The sequence below is a fragment of the Pseudomonas sp. LF020 genome, from assembly GCF_053456425.1.
Genome location: NZ_JBRFIX010000016.1, coordinates 1 through 21,307 on the forward strand (window position 1 = coordinate 1; position 21,307 = coordinate 21,307).

Sequence of the window (21,307 nt, forward strand, 5' to 3'; positions counted from 1 at the left end):
AGTGAAACGATGCATCGCCGATGGTAGTGTGGGGTTTCCCCATGTGAGAGTAGGTCATCGTCAAGATTAAATTCCGAAACCCCAATTGCGAAAGCAGTTGGGGTTTTGTTTTGCCCGCAGGAAAGTGCTTCTCTCGTCAGAATCAGACGACACGAGAGTTCCAACCGTCGCAGGGACTGCCATTGGGGAAAATCCTTCTGAAGTGACCACTCGGTTTTTGGTATGGTGCAGCTCGTTTTTAACGGACTGATGTCATGCCCACGGATCGGCACTCAAATTATGCCAAAGAGTTGCTGTAGAAATGCCTGAACCCATCCCGATCAAGGATCACGAAAAAGAGACGCGCCTGGTCAACAAGCGGTTGATCGCCTGTGCTCTGTTCGTCTTTGCTATCAGCTGCGCGCTGGTGGTACGTCTGTACATCCTGCAAGTAGTTGAATACGACTACCACTCGACCATTTCTGAAAATAACCGCGTCCACGTCTTGCCGATCCCGCCGACAAGAGGCCTGATTTATGACCGCAATGGCGTGCTGCTCGCCGATAACCGTCCCAGTTACAATCTGATCATCACTCGTGAACGCGCCACTGATGTCAATCAGGAGCTGGACGAGGTGATCAATCTGCTGCATTTGCCCGTCGAAGATCGCACGGTTTTCGACAAGGCCATGAAGCAGTCTCGTCATCCATTTACTCCAGTGACGCTGTTCTATGAACTGACCGAAGAACAGATCGCCGTTTTAGCGGTCAACGAATTCCGTTTGCCGGGCCTGGATGTGGAGCCACAATTCGTTCGTCACTACCCGCTGGGTACGCACTTCGCGCATTCGATCGGCTATGTTGGCCGGATCAACGAAAAAGAGTCCAAGACCCTTGATTCAGTGGAGTACCGTGGCACGCAGTCCATCGGTAAAACCGGTATCGAACGCTTCTACGAAGCGCAACTGCACGGTCATGTTGGCTATGAAGAAGTTGAGACCAACGCTCAGGGCCGAGTATTACGGGTGCTCAAGCACACCGATCCGGTGCCTGGCAAAAACATCGTTCTAAGTCTCGACGTCAAACTGCAGGAGGCTGCGGAAGCCGCACTGGGCGACCGTCGTGGCTCGGTGGTGGCTCTCGACCCGTCCACCGGCGAAGTGTTGGCCATGGTCAGCAATCCGAGTTTCGACCCGAACCTGTTCGTCACTGGCATCAGCTCCAAGGAATACTCGGCGCTACGCGATTCCATCGACCGGCCGCTGTTCAACCGTGTGCTGCGCGGCCTGTATGCGCCGGGCTCGACCATCAAGCCAGAAGTGGCGATTGCCGGCCTCGATACCGGTGTCGTGACGCCGCAGACCCGCGTCTTTGACCCAGGCTACTACCAACTCCCGGATTTCGATCACAAGTACCGCAACTGGAACCACAGTGGCGATGGCTGGGTGGACATGGACGCGGCAATCATGCGCTCCAACGACACCTACTTCTACGACCTGGCACACAAGCTCGGCATCGATCGCCTGCACGATTACATGGCGATGTTCGGCCTCGGCGAAAAGGTCTCGCTGGATATGTTCGAAGAGTCGCCCGGTTTGATGCCATCTCAAGCCTGGAAACGCGCCACGCGCCGTCAGGCCTGGTTCCCAGGGGAAACGGTGATCCTCGGCATTGGGCAGGGCTACATGCAGGTTACGCCGCTACAACTGGCTCAGGCCACCGCACTGATCGCCAACAAGGGCGTATGGAATCGTCCGCACCTGGCGAAGACGGTCGATGGCGTGGCGCCGGTCGACGAGCATCCGATGCCGAACATCCTGCTGAAGAACCCGCGTGACTGGGATCAGGTCAACCACGGCATGCAGATGGTGATGCACGACGCCCGGGGTATCGCGCGCGCCGCAGCGGCCGGTGCGCAGTACCGCATTGCCGGCAAGAGCGGTACTGCGCAAGTGGTCGCGATCAAGCAGGGTGAGCGCTACAACCGCGAGAAAACCCTGGAACGGCATCGCGACAATGCCTTGTTTGTCGGCTTCGCTCCGGCAGAGCATCCGAAGATCGCCATCTCGGTGATGATCGAAAACGGTGAGGCCGGTGGTCGAGTGGCCGGCCCTGTGGTGCGGCAGATCATGGACGCCTGGTTGCTGGACCAGGACGGCCACCTCAAGCCGCAATACGCGGCGCCGGCCAAGCCGCCGGGTGATCCCCACGTCTAACCCGAGTCAGCTTCACAGCACCGGCTCACGCTGGCTGCGCTGTGAAGCTGTCGAGACAGATGTTTGGGCAACCGACTATTTGCAGCTGTAACCCTCGGGCATCGTGACGCTGTAGTTGCGTTGCAGGCGGTCCTGGAAGTTCAGGTTCTGCAGGCCTTGCTCGACCAGAAACGCTTCGACTTTGGCGGCCTGACAGTCCTCGTTATAAGACGATGCCCGCAACAGATACACCGTGCGTTTACTCGCCTCATCCCGGGCGGTGGCAATGAAAGTACTCAGGGTGGTGTAGCCGATCCGCTCTGAAGTCCCCACCGGGCCATAGGTTGTATTGGGCTTACTGGTGCAGGTCAGTCGGTCATCTTTCTTCTTGGCGTTTTTGCACACGGTGGTAGTGCTGGTTGGAACTTGCCCATAGTCGGTGGCGGTATAGCGATAAGACACTTGCCGGCTGCCGATATCGAGACTGATGGTCATTTTGATCGGCGCGTGATTCCTGGGCAGGCTGGCGTCGGTATAAACCTCCTGAAAGCCTCTGTCTTTCAGTGCGTTGACCATGTCGCGAAGATAATAGCGGGCATTCAGTGCGTTCTCATCGGCGCCGTTGGTCGAGGTCACCAGCACGGTTGCCTTTCGGTCGAACTGATAGTCCGGATCAGGTATTGCATTGAGCGCTACGTCAAATTGTGTGGCGCAGCCGCTGAGTGATGCTGTCAGCAATAACAGCGCGCATAACAAATAACGGGACATGACAAAGCCGCCTTGAAACTAAGGATTGAATAAGAGTTAAACGATTGGGACTTGCGATAAACAACTCGCCGTCAGGGGGGAAGTCTCAGTCTTTCTGGTATTCCAGCAGATCGCCCGGTTGGCAATCGAGCGCAGCGCAGAGCTTATCCAGAGTCGCCATCTTTACACCTTTGACTTTGCCGTTTTTCAGCAATGACAGATTGGCTTCGGTGATCCCGAGCAGGGCGGCCAACTCTTTCGAGCGAATTTTTTGCGTGGCCATGACAACGTCAAGGCGGACGATAATGGTCATTATGTTGTTCTATATGTATTGACTTTGCTCATCGCTGAGTACTTTTGCATCGCGCATGATAATTGAAAACGAACAGAGCAATACGCCTTTGATTATCTCGTAGGCAGAAGAGGAAGACAGGCCGATCGAGAACTGAAAAATGCGATCCCCCGGCGGCAGATCGATCGATAAAGCCAGACCTTGCAAAGTCTCTACCAGCGGGTAAGCCGCCGGAGAAACGATGCACAGCATCCCCACTCGCCACAGGACGCCGATATTGCGATCGGTCCAGGTTTCGCCGCGTGACAAGCGCAAGAAAAACAACCCGGTCAGCCATAACGCGTAAGCCGACAGGACAACGGGCAGAAAATCCAGAAAAACGATCAGCGCAGTGACCATTGACGACAGCCAGGTGTCGGGATCAAGCAGCGCGCCTTCGACAAACGGGTCGAGCAGTTGCGGCGAGCCTTCTGCAAAGGCATAGAGCAGGCCCGCCAGCATTTCATCCTTTTTGAAGAACCAGACCGTCGCGTTGCCGCCGACCTCCGTCACACCCAGAACCCAGACGAGAATTGCTGCCAGCAGCCCGATCCAATGCATGCGCTGCGGCGCCAATCCGTTGATGTGAGTACTCATGAAAATTCCTGGTTGTTGCAATTTGGTAGCGAATTCTCGATTAAAAATTATCTGATTACAATAATTAATTTTGATTCGCTTGCTGCGGCATCTTCCTATGCTGCGGTTCCGAGCAATTACTCGTAATGGTGCGGGGAGTCGGCTTGCTGGCGAGCGCGCCGAAGGTGCTCCAAGTGTGAAATCAACAAACTATCGGCAAGACCGAAACCACTACAAAATCAGGCCCCGGGTACCGGGCAACTCATGTCACCCTCCTGGCACTTCAAATATTGCTTCAGCGCCTCGACCCGCACCTTGGTCACACCGGTCAGGCAATTGCTGTAGATCAACGGATAAACACTTCCGCCTTCGACCCCGGATGCCGAAAACTTGCACTCGGCATCGCGAAACCCGATCCATGCTCGCTGCGCACCCATTAGCAGCTTCTTGCTGTCAGGGTTGTCCTTCAAACGACCGGTGATCTGTTGATACACCGCGTTCAATTCCTTGTCCGCTGCCTTGAATTCCTCCCCGGCACACTGGTTCATGGTGGCCTGATCGCTGGCATTGGCGCAGTCGACGGCCGCGTCGACGACGGGAGTGAACAGAAAAGGTGTCAGGGCCAGAAGCAGGCGTGGGGACATAGGGTAATCTCACAGTGTCGGATGAAAAGTACAGCGCAGTTTAGCGGCTCCGGGGCTTCTAATCAGGCACCCGTAGGCGGGAGGCTTCGAGCAGGCGATCTGCAGTGGCTGCAATCTCCTCGCCGTCATGGAGCATTTCCAGCCAATGGGCAGGAATCGCTCGAACGCCGTAATAGGCGCCGGCTACTTGTCCAACGATAGCGGCCGTGGTGTCGGCGTCATCGCCCAGATTGGCGGCTTGCAGAATCGCTGCGGCGAGACTGTCGGTGTGATGAAAGCACCACAGCGCCGCTTCCAGAGTCTCGACGCAGTAGCCGCTACCACGGATTTCGTCCGCCGACTTTGTGAGGTAATCACCCCGGGCGATGGCTGCGACTTTTGCTTGAACGAAGGTTGAGTCTGACAGTTTGCGCAATTCTGACTTGGACGCGCCAAGCAAGGCTTTGTTGATCACCTCGGCAAGCAACTGACAGCATTCGATGGCCTCGGGCGCTGCGTGGGTTGTCCGCGAACTGTCGCTGGCGAACTGGTGGATCTGACGGGCATCAGGGAAGTAAAACAGCACCACGGGTGCCAGACGCATCAGCGAGCCGTTGCCGGCGGTGAACGCGTCGGTGGACCCCGCGAAGGGCTGGCCGGTTTGCTGATACTGCGACAGCGCCTGGCTGACCGTCATGCCGATATCGAAACACTCACCTGTGGAACTGAGATAGCCCCATTTCCACCAGTTGAGATAGCGCCCCATCTGGTCTGCCGCATCAAATCTGTTTTTGCTCAGCAGACTTTCCGCCAGGCACAGCGCCATCGAGGTGTCATCCGTCCATTGCCCTGGCTTCAAGCGGAAGGGACCGCCACCGACCATGTCGGTCAGTGGCTGGAATGAGCCCCGTGGCTTGAACTCCACCGTGGTGCCCACAGCATCACCACAGGCGAGGCCGAGCAGGGCGCCGCGATAACGTTCGGAGAGAGATGGCTGCATGCTTCGTCCTTGTCCGTGTCCATTTCGCAGGAAAAGGTAACAGGTTCATCGGATGAGGGCGCTCGATTCAACGATCGGAAATGCCGCCGAATGTTTCCCTGGTGCTGCGCAGGCGAACGGCTTTGATACAACTTCAGGTTGGACATGTGGTCATACAAGCCTACTGTTCAGAACAGGAGGTGACTTATGAAACCGGTACCCAATAGTTTCGAACGCAAAATCACGCTGAAGGCGCCGCGTTCTTATGTCTGGCGCGCATTGGTCGATGCCGAGGCGTTTGGCCAGTGGTTTGGTGTGGCGCTGGAGGGCAGGCGATTCATCGCCGGAAAATGGACGCAGGGGCAGGTCACCTATCCCGGTTATGAACACGTGTTGTGGAACGTGCTGGTCGAGCGGGTCGAACCGCAGCAATTGTTTTCGTTTCGCTGGCACCCGTACGCGGTCAATCCGACGATCGATTATTCCCAGGAGCCAACGACGCTGGTCAAGTTCGAACTGCAGGATTACGAGGGCGGCACTTTGCTCAAAGTGTCCGAGTCCGGCTTCGCGCACATTCCCGACGTGCGGCAGAAGGAGGCGTATTACATGGACAGCCGTGGCTGGGAGGAACAGCTGAGTCGACTTGAACAGTTTCTCGCCGAAAGCGCCAAGACCCGCGAGCGTGACGGTGACTGACTGCGCAATCTTCGAATCCTGGTTGCAACGCTGGGCGCTGGTGCCGGACGGTGAGCCGATCATCACCCCCGGCAGCCGCCTGTTGCCGGTGCGTTTTGGCGACACGCCGGCCATGCTCAAGGTTGCGCTGGATACCGACGAGCAATTCGGCAATCGACTGATGACTTGGTGGGACGGTGAGGGCGCAGCGCGGGTGCTTGCCCATCACGAGGAAGGTTTGTTGCTGGAACGGGCCATGGGCCGGCGTTCTTTGATGCACATGGCGCTCAACGGTGAAGACGACGAAGCCACGCAGATCATGTGCACGACACTAGCGCGCTTGCATGCGCCGCGCCCGACGCCGCCACCGCCGCTGGTGGAGCTGGCACCGTGGTTCGTCTCGCTGCGCGTGGCCGCGGCCGAACATGGTGGGACCTATGCCTTGAGCCTGCAAACGGCTGAAGCCTTGCTCGCAGATCCGCAGGACGTGGTGGTGCTGCACGGTGACATGCACCACGACAATGTTCTCGATTTCGCTGCGCACGGCTGGCTCGCTATTGATCCCAAACGAGTACGCGGCGAGCGCGGTTATGACTACGCCAACCTGATCTGCAACCCGGACTTGCCGACGGCTGGCGATTCACAGCGATTGCGCCGGCAGGTCGAGGTGATCGTCGAGGCGTCCGGGCTTGATCGCCGACGCTTGCTGCAATGGGTGTTGGCGTTTGCCGGATTGTCGGCCGCCTGGTTCCTGGAGGACGATGCGCAGCAACAGGCTGCCGAACAGCTGCAGGTCGCGCAAATCGCCGCTTGCCTGCTGGATAACTGAGAGGGCTAAGGGTTTTCGGAAGGGCTGGTATAGCGAATGTCTTACACGCGGTGCTAGCTTTTTCGACTATTGCCGATTGGATCCACGGCGTAATCTACACCCATCAACTGAGACACAGGGAGTGTTTCAGGATCACGGATGATCGACCATAGCAAGGATCGCTGCCGACAGGGAGTCGATAATGGTCTTGGGAAAAACCCGCTTCGGCGGGTTTTTTTTCGCCTGTAGAAAAGTGCACCACCCTGTAGGAGCTGCCGCAGGCTGCGATCTTTTGATCTTGCTTCATGAAAGCCAAAATCAAAAGATCGCAGCCTGCGGCAGCTCCTACAGGGAAACGTGTTTTCAGGAAGCAATCAGTTGGCGCAGGACGTAATGCAGAATCCCGCCGGACTTGAAGTACTCCACCTCATTCAACGTATCGATGCGGCACAGCACCTCGATTTTTTCCTGGCGCCCGTCTTCACGGGTGATCACCAGCGTCAGGTTCATGCGCGGCGTCAGCTCGACACCGGTCAGGCCCTGAATATCCAGGGTTTCCTTGCCGGTGAGGTTCAGGCTCTTGCGGTTCTGATCGAGCTTGAACTGCAGCGGCAACACGCCCATGCCTACCAGGTTGGAACGGTGAATACGCTCGAAGCTTTCGGCGATCACCGCTTTGACGCCCAGCAGGTTGGTGCCTTTGGCCGCCCAGTCACGGCTGGAGCCGGTGCCGTATTCCTGACCGGCGATCACCACCAGCGGCGTGCCCGAGGCCTGGTACAGCATGGCGGCATCGTAAATCGGCATTTTCTCGCCGCTCGGGATGTAGATTGTGTTGCCACCTTCTTCGCCGCCGAGCATCTCGTTACGAATGCGGATGTTGGCGAATGTGCCGCGCATCATCACTTCGTGGTTGCCACGCCGTGAGCCATAGGAGTTGAAGTCCCGCGGCTCCACGCCTTTTTCGCGCAGATAGCGCCCGGCCGGGCTGTCAGCCTTGATGTTGCCGGCGGGGGAGATGTGGTCAGTGGTTACCGAATCGCCCAACAGCGCCAGAACCCGCGCACCCTTGACGTCGGTGATCACTGGCAACGGGCCGGAAATGTCGTCGAAGAACGGTGGATGCTGGATGTAGGTCGAATTGTCCTGCCACACATAGGTGGCGGCCTGCGGCACCTGGATCGCTTGCCATTGTTCGTCACCGGCAAACACCTCGGCGTATTCCTTGTGGAACATCGCAGTGTTGACCTGATTCACCGCGTCGGCGATTTCCCTGCTGCTCGGCCAGATATCGCGCAGGTACACCGGATGGCCTTGTTGGTCATTGCCCAGTGGCTCAGTGCTGATGTCGGTGCGCACGCTGCCGGCCAAGGCGTAGGCGACCACCAGCGGTGGCGAGGCCAGCCAGTTGGTCTTGACCAGCGGATGCACGCGGCCTTCGAAGTTGCGGTTGCCGGACAGCACCGAGGCGACCGTGAGGTCAGCTTTCTGAATGGCTTTTTCGATCGGCTCCGGCAATGGCCCGGAGTTGCCGATGCACGTGGTGCAGCCATAGCCGACCAACGAAAAGCCCAGTTGATCGAGGTATTGCGTAAGCCCCGCCGCCTTGTAGTAGTCGGTGACCACTTTCGAGCCGGGCGCCAGCGAACTCTTGACCCATGGCTTGCGGGTCAGGCCTTTCTCCACGGCTTTCTTCGCCAGCAGACCGGCCGCCATCATCACGCTCGGGTTTGAGGTATTGGTGCAGGAGGTGATCGCGGCGATCACCACCGCACCGTTTTTCAGGCGATAGGTGTGGCCTTCGTATTCGTACTCGGTTTCGCCGACCAGGTCGGCGTTACCCACAGCCACGCCACCGCCGCCCTCGCTTTCCAGACGGCCTTCTTCCTTGCTGGTGGGCTTGAATTGCAGGTCCATGAAATCACTGAAAGCCTGTGCCACGTTCGGCAGCGAAACCCGATCCTGCGGGCGCTTTGGCCCGGCCAGGCTGGCTTCGACGCTGCCCATGTCCAGCGCCAGGCTGTCGGTAAACACCGGTTCCTGACCGGGCAGGCGCCACAGGCCCTGGGCCTTGGTGTAGGCCTCGACCAGTTTCACCACTTCGGCCGGGCGACCGGACAGGCGCAGGTATTCGAGGGTTACGTCATCGACCGGAAAGAAGCCGCAGGTCGCGCCATATTCCGGGGCCATGTTGGCGATGGTCGCGCGGTCGGCCAGCGGCAGATCGGCTAGCCCGTCGCCGTAGAATTCGACGAATTTGCCGACCACACCTTTCTTGCGCAGCATCTGCGTGACTGTCAGCACCAGGTCGGTGGCGGTGATGCCTTCCTTGAGCTTGCCGGTGAGTTTGAAACCGATCACTTCCGGAATCAGCATCGACACCGGTTGGCCGAGCATCGCCGCTTCCGCCTCGATCCCGCCGACGCCCCAGCCGAGTACGCCGAGGCCGTTGATCATGGTGGTGTGGGAGTCGGTGCCGACCAGGGTGTCGGGGAAGGCGTAGGTGCGGCCGTCCTCATCCTTGGTCCATACCGTGCGCCCGAGATATTCGAGATTGACCTGGTGGCAGATCCCGGTGCCCGGCGGCACTACGCTGAAGTTGTCGAAGGCACTCTGGCCCCAGCGCAGGAACGCGTAGCGCTCGCCGTTGCGCTGCATTTCGATGTCGACGTTTTGTTCAAAGGCGCTTGGGGTGGCGAATTTGTCGACCATCACCGAGTGGTCGATCACCAGATCCACTGGCGACAGCGGGTTGATTCGCTGCGGGTCACCGCCGGCCTTGGCCATGGCGGCGCGCATCGCAGCGAGATCGACCACGGCAGGGACACCGGTAAAATCTTGCATCAATACCCGAGCCGGGCGGTACTGGATTTCCCGGTCGGAGCGGCGCTCCTTGAGCCAGGCGGCAATGGCCTTGAGGTCGGCGCCGGTGACAGTTTTTTCATCTTCCCAGCGCAACAGGTTTTCCAGCAGCACTTTCAGCGACATCGGTAGCTGGTCGATATTGCCAAGGCTCTTGGCGGCATCGGGCAGGCTGAAATAGTGGTAGGTCTTATCGTCGATTTGTAGAGTTTTAAGGGTCTTCAGACTATCGAGGGACGGCATTACGATCACTCCTTTGAGTCCGCACGGCTACGGACTGAGGGGACGGGCAGAGCTATCAACGTAGCCCTGTTTTCAGTAGCTGGCTAATAACTGGACTCTATGGGCAAGTCCAAGGTTCCGACATCGGCTATCATGCGCCGGTTTTCGTGACAGGCTTTGCTTCATCGCAAGGCTTGAGCAGCAGGGGCCGAATGTCCGCCCTCTGCCCAGGAGTAAGAATGAACACCCTATTCATGCATTGCCGGCCAGGCTTCGAAGGCGAAGTCTGTTCGGAGATTTCCGACCTCGCCGCCCAACTCAACGTGGCCGGTTACGCCAAGGCCAAACCGGCCACCGCGTACGCCGAGTTTGTCTGCACCGAAGCAGACGGTGCCGAGCGCCTGATGCGCGGTCAGCGCTTTGCCGAGCTGATTTTCCCGCGGCAATGGGCGCGGGGCGTTTTCATCAATCTGCCGGAAACCGACCGCATCAGCGTGATCCTCGAGCACATGGCGGACTTCCCGGTCTGCGGCAGCCTGTGGCTGGAAGTGGTCGACACCAACGACGGTAAAGAGCTGTCGAACTTCTGCAAAAAATTCGAAGGCCCGCTGCGCAAGGCGCTGACCGGCGCCGGCAAACTGGTGGACGACGCGAACAAACCGCGCCTGCTGCTGACCTTCAAAAGTGGTCGTGAAGTGTTCCTCGGTATGGCCGATGCCGGCAACTCGGCGATGTGGCCGATGGGCATTCCGCGTCTGAAGTTTCCGCGCGAGGCGCCAAGCCGTTCAACGTTGAAACTGGAAGAGGCCTGGCACCATTTCATCCCGCGTGACCAGTGGGACGAACGCCTGCACAGCGATATGACCGGCGTCGATCTCGGCGCGGCACCGGGCGGCTGGACCTGGCAACTGGTCAACCGCGGCATGCTGGTGACCGCCATCGACAACGGCCCGATGGCTGAAAGCCTGATGGACACCGGGCTGGTGCAACACTTGATGGCCGACGGCTTCACCTTCAAGCCCAAGCAGCCGGTGGACTGGATGGTCTGCGACATCGTCGAGAAACCCGCGCGCAACGCGGCGATGCTGGAAGAGTGGATCGGCGAGGGCCATTGCCGCGAAGCGGTGGTCAACCTCAAGCTGCCGATGAAGCAGCGTTACGCCGAAGTGAAGCGCTTGCTCGAACGCATCGCCGATGGCTTCAAGGCGCGCGGGATCAAGGTCGATATTGGTTGCAAGCAGCTGTATCACGACCGCGAGGAAGTGACCTGCCATCTGCGTCGGCATGACATCAAGAAAGCCAAATCCCGCTAAGTCACCACTAAACCCTGTGGGAATGATCTCTGTGGTGAGGGGATTTATCCCCGATGGGATTTAGCGCATCCCCAGTCTTTGGGGCCGCTTCGCGACCCATCGGGGATAAATCCCCTCGCTACAGATGACTGAGCCCCCGGCAATGCGCGACAATGCCGGCCAGTTTCAGGAGTGAATCATGAGTGAAATGATCGATACCCCGGTCGACGGCACCCTCGACGCCACCGGCCTCAATTGCCCGGAGCCGGTGATGATGCTGCACCAGCACATCCGCGACCTGATGCCTGGCGGCCTGCTCAAGGTGATCGCCACCGATCCCTCGACCCGTCGCGACATTCCCAAGTTCTGCGTGTTTCTCGACCACGAACTGGTGGGCCAGCACGAAGAGGCCGGTACTTATCTGTACTGGATCCGCAAGAAGTCCAATTGAATTCGGGCAAAAAAAAGACCTGCATGTGCAGGTCTTTTTTTATGGCTGATCAGCCCACCGAACGACTGATCCGGATACGCTTGCGCGCACTGCGGGTCAGGCGGATCGACAGCATGAACGCGGCACAGCTCAAACCGACGATCAAGCCTTGCCACAAGCCGCTCGGGCCACGCGGTTCGCCGAGCCAGTCGGTCAGGCCGAGGGCGTAACCCACCGGCAGACCGATGCCCCAGTAGGCGAACAGGGTCAGGATCATCGTCACCCGGGTGTCCTGATAACCGCGCAGCGCGCCGGCGGCGGTGACCTGGATCGCGTCGGAGAACTGAAACAGTGCCGAGTACACAATCAGCATCGCCGCGATGTGGATCACCGTCGGATCAGCCGTATAGATCGACGCAATCGGCTCGCGCAGCAACAGCATCATGCTCGCCGAAATACAGGCGTAAGCCAGTGCAGTGCCCATGCCGACGCCGGCAGCAAAGCGTGCTTCACGCGGCTCCTCACGGCCCAGTGCCTGGCCGACGCGTACGGTCACCGCCATGCCCAGCGAATACGGAATCATGAACACCAGCGAGCTGACGTTCAGCGCGATCTGATGCCCGGCGACCACGGTGGCGCCGAGGCTGCCGATCAGCAAGGCGATCACCGCGAAGATGCTCGACTCGGCAAAAACGGCGATGCCAATCGGCAGACCGATTGCCAGCAGACGCTTGATCACCGCCCACTGTGGCCAGTCGAAACGGCTGAAGATCTCGCTCGAACGATAGGCCGGCGCCCAGCGCTCGTAACCGGCCAGCCCCAGCGCCATGACCCACATCACGATGGCCGTGGCCCAACCGCAACCCACGCCGCCCATGGCCGGCACGCCGAAGTGGCCATAGATGAAGATGTAGTTCAGCGGAATGTTAAGCGCCAGACCGCATAGACCCAGCACCATCGCCGGGCGGGTGCGGCCGATGCCGTCACTGGTGCAGCGCAGCACGTGATAGAACGCCACCGCCGGCAGGCCGCTGGCAATGCCGTGCAGGTATTGCATGCACGGGCCGATCAGCTCGGGATCGACCTTCATCAGGTGCAGTACCGGTTCGGCGGCGACCAGCATGCATGTCGCGATCAGGCCGACCACCAGCGCCAGCCACAGCGCCTGACGCACGATCGGGCCGATCTCGCTGTGGGTGCCGGCGCCGAAACGCTGGGCGACTTTCGGCGTGGTGGCCAGCAGGGTGCCGGTCATCAGCAGAAACACCGGAACCCAGATCGAGTTGCCCAGCGCTACCGCCGCCAGATCGCGCGGCCCGACGCGGCCGGCCATCACGGCATCGACGAAGCCCATGGCGGTGGTCGCCAGTTGCGCGATGATGATCGGCAACGCCAGGGCGAGCAGGTTCCTGAACTCCAGGCGAATTCGCGCGGGGCGGGTGAGTGAGGCAGCGAGAGGTTGATCAGTAACAGAATTCACAGGCAAAGCGTCCACAGGTGTTGATGCGCAAGGCGCCGCATTCTACGCCGCTGACGTGACAGTCAGGAAAAATCCTCTGTTGCGGATTTGTAATCATCAATGCCATCCACTGTGGCGAGGGAGCTTGCTCCCGCTGGGGTGCGAAGCGGCCGCAAAACCATCCGGCGTGGTGGACCAGGAAAATCCCGATTGCAGACTTTCCGCCTGCTGCGCAGTCGAGCGGGAGCAAGCTCCCTCGCCACAGTGCAGTCTGCGCTGGCTCAACGGTGGATCTGCACCTAAACTGCCGATCCCCTCAAGGAGCCCGCCATGCTGATTGTTGCCGACGAAAATATCCCGCTGCTCGATGCCTTTTTTGCCGGTTTCGGCGAGATTCGCCGGGTGCCGGGGCGTTCCATCGACCGTGCGACGGTCGAGCAGGCCGATGTGTTGCTGGTGCGCTCGGTGACCAACGTCAATCGCGCGTTGCTCGAAGGCAGCACGGTGCGTTTCGTCGGCACTTGCACCATCGGAACCGATCATCTCGATCTCGATTATTTCAACGAGGCCGGCATCACCTGGTCCAGCGCCCCCGGGTGCAATGCGCGGGGCGTGGTCGATTACGCGCTCGGCAGCCTGATGACCCTGGCGGAAATAGAAGGCGTTGATTTGCCGCAACGTACGTACGGCGTGATCGGCGCGGGTGAAGTCGGCGGGCGGTTGATCAAGGTCCTCAAGGGCCTGGGCTGGAATGTCAAAGTCTGCGATCCGCCGCGTCAGGCAGCCGAGGGCGGCGATTACGTCAGCCTCGAGCAAATCATCGAGCAGTGCGACGTGATCAGCCTGCACACACCGCTGACCCGTACCGGGGAAGGCGCGACCTGGCACCTGTTCGATGAGCAGCGTTTGCTCCAGCTCAAACCCGGCACCTGGCTGATCAACGCTGCCCGTGGTCCGGTGGTGGATAACGCCGCGTTGCGCGAAGTGCTGCTGGAGCGCGAAGACCTGCAAGCGGTGCTCGATGTTTGGGAAGCCGAGCCTGAGGTCGATGTTGCCCTTGCCGAACTCTGCGTGCTGGCCACACCGCACATTGCCGGCTACAGCCTCGATGGCAAGCAACGCGGGACGGCGCAGATTTATCAGGCCTATTGCGAATTTATCGGTCAGCCTGCGAGCATCCAGCTCAGTGACCTGCTGCCGGCACCCTGGCTGTCAGAAGTGACCCTGCACGCCGACAGCGATCCGGCCTGGGCGCTGGCGATGTTGTGCCGTGGGGTGTACGACCCGCGCCGCGATGATGCGGATTTTCGCCGCAGTCTCGTTGGCAATGTCGCCGAACAGCGCGCGGCGTTTGATGTACTGCGCAAGCAGTATCCGGTGCGGCGCGAGATCGAGGGGCTGAAGGTGCGGGTTGAAGGCGACTCGCCGCAGTTGCAGCAGATCGTGGCGGCGCTGGGGGCGGTGGCTGTCTAGAAATAAAATTGGCTTTATCGCTGGCAAGCCAGCTCCCACAGGTTCTCCGTGTTACGCAAGATCCGAGCTGACCACTGGACCTGTGGGAGCGGGCTTGCCCGCGATGGTTGCACCACAATCGTCAATTTGTGGGCAGAAAAAACCCGGCCAAAAAGGGGCCGGGTCAGGAAGACGGTGGCTATATCACTTTTGTTCGGCAGGCTTGACCAATCGCTTGTCCAGTTCGCGGCATGCGTCCTGGATCATGTCTTCAGTGATCGGTACTTCACGCCCATCCTTATCAATAATCGAGCAACCCAGAGGTTGGCCGGGCTTGGTGCGGATCACTTGAATCTTGTCTTCGCTGCTGTGTTGCAAGGACATGGCCTGTCTCCTCATCAGGTTGTGCACGTAGATTAAAACCGCCACGTGACCAGGCTGTGACAACACCCTTGGGTCTGTCAAAAGCGGCACCTCCAGTCCAACAGAAATGACCGCTCGTCTCAACCGGGACATTAGACCAATAGCAACTATGGCCTAGTCTTTGGGGGCATATTTAACCTGACTCATTGTGATTTACAGAGTTCCGCCCCATAGAAGGTTTAGGCTAGCCCTTTCATCAACACGGATGTGTACCTGAATGATCTCGAAGCTTTCTTCCCGGCACCGTCGAGCGCTGAGTCTGACCAGCCGATTTCTGGCGCCTTATCGCTGGCAAGTTGCTGCTGCGCTGCTGGCGTTGATCGTCACCGCGGCCGTCACTTTGTCGATGGGGCAGGGGATCAAATTGCTGGTCGATCGGGGCTTCATGACTCAATCGCCGCACCAACTGAACCAGAGCATCGGTATCTTCATGCTGATGGTGCTGGGCCTGGCAGTCGGCACGTTCGCGCGTTTTTACTGGGTGTCGTGGATCGGCGAGCGTTGTGTGGCGGATATCCGGCGCGAAGTGTTCAACCATCTGGTCTATCTGCACCCCGGGTTTTACGAGAACAACCGCAGTTCGGAGATCCAGTCACGGTTGACCGCCGACACCACGTTGCTGCAATCGGTGATCGGCTCTTCACTGTCGATGTTTTTGCGCAACCTGTTGATGGTGATCGGCGGGGTGGTTCTGCTGTTTATCACCAACCCGAAACTCACCAGCATCGTGGTGATTGCCTTGCCGTTCGTGGTCGCGCCGATTCTGATTTTCGGTCGGCGCGTGCGCAATCTGTCGCGGTTGAGTCAGGATCGGGTCGCCGATATCGGCAGCTATGTTTCCGAAACGCTTGGCCAGATCAAGACCGTGCAGGCGTACAACCATCAGGTGCAGGACGAGCGACGTTTCGCCACGACCGTCGAGGACGCGTTCGACACTGCACGCAAGCGCATCTTTCAGCGCTCGTGGATGATCACCGTGGTGATCGTGCTGGTGCTCGGTGCGGTTGCGGTGATGTTGTGGGTCGGCGGCATGGACGTGATTGCCGGACGCATCACCGGTGGTGAACTGGCGGCTTTCGTCTTCTACAGCCTGATTGTCGGCAGTGCGATCGGCACGTTGAGCGAAGTCATCGGCGAGTTGCAGCGTGCTGCGGGTGCCGCTGAACGCATCGCCGAACTCCTCAGTTCGCAGAACATCATCCAGCCGCCGACCCTCGGGCTGGTGACGTTGCCTGAGCGGATCAAGGGCGAACTGCAGTTGCAGAATGTACGTTTTTCCTATCCGTCGCGTCTGGACAGCTACGCCGTCAACGGCCTGAGCCTGACCATCAGGGCTGGCGAGACCCTGGCCCTTGTCGGGCCATCCGGGGCCGGTAAATCCACGGTGTATGACTTGCTGTTGCGCTTCTACGACCCGATTGAAGGGCGGATCCTGATCGACGGTGTGCCGCTGACCAGCCTCGACCCGCTGGACCTGCGGCGCAATTTCGCCCTGGTCTCGCAATCGCCTGCACTGTTTTTCGGCAGCGTCGAAGAGAATATTCGTTACGGCAACGCGGGCGCGACGCTGGAACAGGTTAAGGAAGCGGCAAGAATTGCTCACGCCCATGACTTCATCGAGAAGATGCCCAACGGCTATCAGACCCACTTGGGTGACGCCGGCCTTGGACTTTCCGGCGGCCAGCGTCAACGCCTGGCGATCGCTCGCGCTTTGCTGGTGGATGCGCCGATTCTGCTGCTGGACGAAGCCACCAGTGCCCTCGATGCCCAGAGCGAGCACTTGATTCAGGAAGCGCTGCCAAGCCTGATGCAAAACCGCACCACACTGGTGATCGCGCATCGCTTGGCCACGGTGAAAAACGCCGACCGGATCGCGGTGATGGATCAGGGCAGTCTGGTGGCAATCGGTACCCATCAGGAGCTGATCGTAAGCAATCCGCTGTATGCGCGACTGGCGGCGCTGCAGTTCAATGATGGGCATGCGGTGGCGGTGTAGAACTGCCTCAGGCCTTTGCTGAAGACAAAAAAATGCCCGCATCGATTGAAGCGGGCATTTTTCATTTCAGGTATTCAGCACCTGTCATTGGTCGTCGAAATACCGCTCATGCCAATCCACCAGCGGCTGCGGCGAGTTGAGCTTCTGGCCGTAGATCACCGAGTACGACAGCACGTTCTGCACGTACTGGCGGGTTTCGTCGAACGGGATGCTTTCCACCCAGACATCGAAGCTCAGGTGATCGGCACCGCGCAGCCACTGGCGCACACGGCCGGGGCCGGCGTTGTAGGCGGCGGACGCGAGCACGCGGTTGCCGTTGAACTGGCTGTGCACCTGGCTCAGGTAGGCGGCGCCGAGCTGGATGTTCTTGTCCGGATCGAGCACTTGCTGCGGCGAGGCCAGCGGAATGCTGAACTTGCGTGCGGTTTCCTTGGCGGTGCCGGGCATCAATTGCATCAGGCCGCTGGCACCGACCCCGGAGCGGGCGTCGTCCATGAACGCACTTTCCTGACGGGTGATGGCAAACACCCAGCTCGAATGCAGGCCACGAACCTTGGCCTCACGCACCAGAGTGTCGCGGTGGGCCATCGGGAAGCGGATATCCAGATCGTCCCAGTATTGCGCCTGACTGATGGTGCGGATCGCCGGGAAATACCATTTCAGGTCGTAGGCCAGTTTGGCCTGGGCGACCATTTCGTCCCGATTGAAATGACGGCTGACGTGATACCACTCGCGGCGACCGTCGACGATCTGCCCGCGCGCATGAAATTCCAGCGCACGCCGCACGCCGGGAGTGTTACGCACCTTGTTGATGGTCGCCTGGCTAAGCACCAGCGGCTTGTTCATCAGCGAGTAGGGTAGTTGCGAGCGGTCGGCGGCGAGGAAACCGTAGAAATCGCGTTCCTTCGCCAGGTTCTTGTACAGGCTTTGCGCTTCCGGGTTCTGCGGTTGCGCCAGTTCCAGGCTGCGGGCCTGCCAGTAGCGCCAGCGGTTGGTGGTCGCCAGATCCTGTGGCAGGCGACGAGTCAGCTGATAGGCATCGTCCCAGCGTGCCAGGCGCAGCAGCAGACGCAGGCGCCATTCGGACACGGTGTTGTCACGCAGTTCCGGATCGTATTTGGTCATCACGTCCAGCGCGCGGCTGTCGAAACGCCGGGCCAGGGTGAGGCCGATTTCCCGGGCAATCGCGACTTTCTCGTCACGGGAGAAATGCATGCTGCTGGCGTACCCGTCGAGCAGGGCCATGGCCTTGTCCGGGTCCTGTCGGGCGAGGCGGCGCAGGCCGAGGCTGACCACGTCGGACATCGGCTCGTCGGCCGGGGTGAAGCGCGATGGCTGATTGAGCAGCTCGGGTTTCTGCGCCACATCCACCAGCAGACGACCGCGCGGGGCGAGGGTGGTCAGACCGTTGACCAGGCTGTTGGCCAATGGATAGTTGCGCGCCTGGGCGGCGAGTTTGGTGCGTTCCCAGCGTTTCTGTTCGGTCAACTGGCCGTCGGCGGCCCAGATCCCGAACAGCCCGTCACAGGCGGCCGGCTGCGATTTGCCGGTCAGCCACAGTTTGTCGGCGTTGGCATAGCCCTCGGCCTTGTGGCCGCTACTGATCTGGAACTGCGCATTGAGGCAGTCCAGTTCGGTGAAGTTGAGTTTCGGGTCGTAATATTTGGTGAAGGTCGCCCAGTCGCCACGGTCGGCGAGCCAGCGCAACCAGCGCAGTTTCATCCAGTTGGCCTGGGGCAGGTCGCCGTGCTCGGCGAGGAATTTCTCGATTTCCTCGTTGCTCGCGGTCTTCAGGCGCGCGGTCAGTTCGTCGTAAGCCAGGTACGGTTCCAGCGGATAATCGGCAAGCGCCTGGCTGTAACGAAAGTACGGGCCGGTATCGCCCTTGGCCAGCGCGCGCTTGGCTTCATCGTAATACTGGCGTTGGGTGGAAAGGTCCACCGCCTGGGCGGATTGAGCGGCAGCGGCGGTAAGTAGCAAACAGGACAAGACACTGAAAAGGCGACTGCGCATGAGACATCCGGGCAGAGAAATCATGACAAGCACCGGCCGTGGCCAGCACTGAATTGTCTGTAGCTTAGCCTTTTGCCAGCAACGGGCGAAAGCTTTGCCGGTCTCGCAGCACAAGTTCGCAACAAATGTTGTGCAGAGTGCTTCGGCAGACAAATTGCCGGCCTGCTGAGGGCCTGAATCAGGTAGAATGCGCGCCCGGTTTTTGGAGAAGCTCATGACCCTGCTCAAATTCAGCGATGTGTCCCTTGCATTCGGCGCGATGCCGTTGTTGGACAAGGTGTCCTGGCAGATCGCCCGTGGTGAGCGGGTGTGCATCATCGGCCGCAACGGCACTGGCAAATCCAGCATGATGAAGCTGGTCAAGGGCGACCAGAAGCCCGATGACGGCTCGGTGTGGCGTGCCCCCGGTCTGAAAATCGGCGAATTGCCGCAAGAATTGCCGGTGGCCGACGGGCGGACCGTATTCGACGTGGTTGCCGAAGGCCTCGATGGCGTTGGCGCCTTGCTCGCCGAATACCATCACCTGAGCCAGAACATCGTCACCGACGCCGATCTGGACAAGCTGATGCACGTTCAGCACGACCTTGAAGCCCGTGACGGCTGGCGCTTGCAGACCCTGGTCGACAGCACTCTGAGCCGTCTGCAACTGCCGGCCGACAAGACCCTCGCCGAGTTGTCCGGCGGCTGGCGTCGTCGCGTGCTGCTGGCGCAGGCGCTGGTATCCGAACCGGATCTGCTGCTGCTCGACGAACCGACCAACCACCTGGACATCGGTGCGATTGCCTGGCTCGAAGAAGCCCTGAAGGATTTCCAGGGCGCCGTGCTGTTCATCACGCACGACCGTTCTTTCCTGCAGAACCTCGCCACGCGCATCCTCGAACTGGATCGCGGCGGCCTGATCGACTGGAACGGCGACTACGCCAGCTTCCTGGTGCACAAAGAAGCCGCGCTGGCCGCTGAAGAAACCGCCAACGCGCTGTTCGACAAGCGTCTGGCCCAGGAAGAAGTGTGGATCCGTCAGGGCATCAAGGCCCGCCGGACCCGTAACGAAGGTCGCGTGCGTGCCTTGAAAGCCCTGCGTGTCGAGCGCAGCGAGCGTCGCGAGCGTACCGGCAAGGCAAATATCCAGCTGGAAACCGCCGACAAGTCCGGCAAGCAAGTGATGGTGTTGGAAAATGTCAGCTTCCATCACCCGGACGGTCCGTTCCTGATCAAGGACTTCTCGATGGTCCTGCAGCGCGGTGACCGTATCGGCCTGCTCGGCGCCAACGGTACCGGCAAGACCACCCTGCTGAAACTGATGCTCAACGGTCTGCAGCCGACCAGCGGCAAGGTGGAAGAGGGCACCCGGATCGACGTGGCCTACTTCGACCAGTTGCGCCATCAGCTGGATCTGGAGAAGACCGTGATCGACAACGTCGCCGAAGGTCGCGACTTCATCGATATCGACGGCCAGAGCCGCCACGTCCTGAGCTACCTCGGCGACTTCCTGTTCAGCCCGCAGCGTGCGCGCACGCCGGTCAAGGCGCTGTCCGGTGGCGAGCGCGCGCGCTTGCTGCTGGCCAAACTGTTCAGCAAACCGGCGAACCTGCTGGTACTCGACGAACCGACCAACGACCTCGACGTGGAAACCCTCGAGCTGCTCGAAGAAGTGCTGCTGACCTTCAACGGCACTGTGCTGATGGTCAGTCACGACCGGGCGTTCCTCGACAACGTGGTCACCAGCACCCTGGTCTTCGAAGGTGAAGGCAAGGTCCGTGAATACGTCGGCGGCTATCAGGACTGGATCCGTCAGGGCGGCTCGCCGCGCCTGCTGGGCGTGACCGAGAGCAAGTCGGGCAAGGCTGACCTGAATTCGGCGGTGGTCACCGCTGAACCTGCCGTGGCTGCCGCACCTGCCGCTGCCGCGCCGGCAGCCAAGAAGAAGCTGAGCTACAAACTGCAGCGCGAACTGGAAGCGTTGCCGGGCGACATCGATGCCAAGGAACAGCAGATTGCTGCGGTCGAGGCGGAGATGGCTGAAGCCGGTTTCTATCAGCGTCCGCCGGCAGAAACTGCCAAGGTGATTGCTTCGCTGGAGCAGTTGCAGGCTGAGCTGGATGCACTGGTGGAGCGTTGGGCCGAGCTGGATGCCTGATTGATCCGGTAACAAAAAAGCCCGGCGCTCAGTGATGAGCGCCGGGCTTTTCATATGCGGATATAGGTGAAGATTCCAATGTGGGAGCGAGCTTGCTCGCGAAAGCGGT

The 21,307-nt window shown here is 59.8% G+C and carries 17 protein-coding genes; 8 read left to right on the plus strand and 9 right to left on the minus strand.

Going from position 1 to position 21,307, the window contains the following annotated elements; translation table 11 throughout:
- Positions 1 to 301 precede the first annotated feature (301 nt).
- The gene (mrdA, locus tag ACU680_RS25830; RefSeq protein ID WP_448180901.1) at positions 302 to 2,194 is read left to right on the plus strand and encodes a penicillin-binding protein 2; all 1,893 of its coding nucleotides are present in this window, start codon (positions 302 to 304) and stop codon (positions 2,192 to 2,194) included.
- Positions 2,195 to 2,269: 75 nt separating this feature from the next.
- Here the strand turns inward: mrdA and ACU680_RS25835 are convergent, their stop codons facing one another.
- From ACU680_RS25835 to ACU680_RS25855, 5 genes are all read right to left on the minus strand, one after another.
- On the minus strand, positions 2,270 to 2,941 hold the full coding sequence (locus ACU680_RS25835; RefSeq protein ID WP_448180902.1) for a hypothetical protein: 672 nt from the start codon (positions 2,939 to 2,941) through the stop codon (positions 2,270 to 2,272).
- A gap of 85 nt (positions 2,942 to 3,026) precedes the next feature.
- Positions 3,027 to 3,233 (minus strand): helix-turn-helix domain-containing protein, encoded by a 207-nt coding sequence (locus tag ACU680_RS25840; RefSeq protein WP_003226632.1) that lies wholly within the window; start codon positions 3,231 to 3,233, stop codon positions 3,027 to 3,029.
- A gap of 9 nt (positions 3,234 to 3,242) precedes the next feature.
- Positions 3,243 to 3,848, minus strand: coding sequence for a hypothetical protein (locus ACU680_RS25845; protein ID WP_448180903.1), 606 nt, complete (start codon positions 3,846 to 3,848; stop codon positions 3,243 to 3,245).
- 218 nt (positions 3,849 to 4,066) lie between these two features.
- Positions 4,067 to 4,471 (minus strand): lysozyme inhibitor LprI family protein, encoded by a 405-nt coding sequence (locus tag ACU680_RS25850; RefSeq protein WP_448180904.1) that lies wholly within the window; start codon positions 4,469 to 4,471, stop codon positions 4,067 to 4,069.
- A gap of 58 nt (positions 4,472 to 4,529) precedes the next feature.
- Entirely contained in the window at positions 4,530 to 5,450 is a 921-nt protein-coding gene (locus ACU680_RS25855) for an ADP-ribosylglycohydrolase family protein (protein ID WP_448180905.1), read from the minus strand.
- A 186-nt stretch (positions 5,451 to 5,636) separates the two neighbouring features.
- Between ACU680_RS25855 and ACU680_RS25860 the strand changes: the two genes are divergently transcribed.
- Both ACU680_RS25860 and ACU680_RS25865 read left to right on the plus strand, forming a co-directional pair.
- Positions 5,637 to 6,125, plus strand: coding sequence for an SRPBCC family protein (locus ACU680_RS25860; protein ID WP_448180906.1), 489 nt, complete (start codon positions 5,637 to 5,639; stop codon positions 6,123 to 6,125).
- Positions 6,112 to 6,933 carry an aminoglycoside phosphotransferase family protein gene (locus tag ACU680_RS25865; protein ID WP_448180907.1) on the plus strand — a complete coding sequence of 274 codons (822 nt, stop codon included), beginning with the start codon at positions 6,112 to 6,114 and terminating at the stop codon, positions 6,931 to 6,933. Before ACU680_RS25860 ends, ACU680_RS25865 begins: the two co-directional genes overlap by 14 nt.
- A 342-nt stretch (positions 6,934 to 7,275) precedes the next feature.
- Here the strand turns inward: ACU680_RS25865 and acnA are convergent, their stop codons facing one another.
- Positions 7,276 to 10,017, minus strand: a complete 2,742-nt coding sequence (gene acnA / locus ACU680_RS25870; protein ID WP_448180908.1) for an aconitate hydratase AcnA — start codon at positions 10,015 to 10,017, stop codon at positions 7,276 to 7,278.
- A gap of 218 nt (positions 10,018 to 10,235) precedes the next feature.
- Between acnA and rlmM the strand changes: the two genes are divergently transcribed.
- Together rlmM and tusA are read left to right on the plus strand one after the other, a co-directional pair.
- Entirely contained in the window at positions 10,236 to 11,309 is a 1,074-nt protein-coding gene (rlmM, locus tag ACU680_RS25875; RefSeq protein WP_135296253.1) for a 23S rRNA (cytidine(2498)-2'-O)-methyltransferase RlmM, read from the plus strand.
- 178 nt (positions 11,310 to 11,487) lie between these two features.
- Positions 11,488 to 11,739, plus strand: coding sequence for a sulfurtransferase TusA (gene tusA, locus ACU680_RS25880; RefSeq protein ID WP_448180909.1), 252 nt, complete (start codon positions 11,488 to 11,490; stop codon positions 11,737 to 11,739).
- A 49-nt stretch (positions 11,740 to 11,788) separates the two neighbouring features.
- Here tusA and ACU680_RS25885 read toward each other — a convergent pair whose 3' ends face one another.
- Positions 11,789 to 13,198 (minus strand): MATE family efflux transporter, encoded by a 1,410-nt coding sequence (locus ACU680_RS25885; protein WP_007961803.1) that lies wholly within the window; start codon positions 13,196 to 13,198, stop codon positions 11,789 to 11,791.
- A 309-nt stretch (positions 13,199 to 13,507) separates the two neighbouring features.
- On the opposite strand from ACU680_RS25885, the gene pdxB reads away from it, so the two are divergent.
- Positions 13,508 to 14,650 (plus strand): 4-phosphoerythronate dehydrogenase PdxB, encoded by a 1,143-nt coding sequence (gene pdxB, locus ACU680_RS25890; protein WP_448180910.1) that lies wholly within the window; start codon positions 13,508 to 13,510, stop codon positions 14,648 to 14,650.
- A 183-nt stretch (positions 14,651 to 14,833) separates the two neighbouring features.
- Here the strand turns inward: pdxB and ACU680_RS25895 are convergent, their stop codons facing one another.
- Complete coding sequence (locus tag ACU680_RS25895; RefSeq protein WP_007961805.1) at positions 14,834 to 15,013, minus strand: PA1571 family protein; 180 nt, start codon at positions 15,011 to 15,013, stop codon at positions 14,834 to 14,836.
- Between the two features lie 256 nt (positions 15,014 to 15,269).
- On the opposite strand from ACU680_RS25895, the gene ACU680_RS25900 reads away from it, so the two are divergent.
- Positions 15,270 to 17,048, plus strand: a complete 1,779-nt coding sequence (locus tag ACU680_RS25900) for an ABC transporter transmembrane domain-containing protein (protein ID WP_448180911.1) — start codon at positions 15,270 to 15,272, stop codon at positions 17,046 to 17,048.
- A gap of 84 nt (positions 17,049 to 17,132) precedes the next feature.
- On the opposite strand, the gene ACU680_RS25905 is transcribed toward ACU680_RS25900, so the two are convergent.
- A complete protein-coding gene (locus ACU680_RS25905; protein ID WP_367085203.1) occupies positions 17,133 to 19,061 on the minus strand; it encodes a transglycosylase SLT domain-containing protein in 1,929 nt (642 codons plus the stop codon).
- Between the two features lie 214 nt (positions 19,062 to 19,275).
- On the opposite strand from ACU680_RS25905, the gene ACU680_RS25910 reads away from it, so the two are divergent.
- Positions 19,276 to 21,198 (plus strand): ATP-binding cassette domain-containing protein, encoded by a 1,923-nt coding sequence (locus ACU680_RS25910; protein WP_400764769.1) that lies wholly within the window; start codon positions 19,276 to 19,278, stop codon positions 21,196 to 21,198.
- The last annotated feature ends 109 nt before the right edge of the window (positions 21,199 to 21,307 follow it).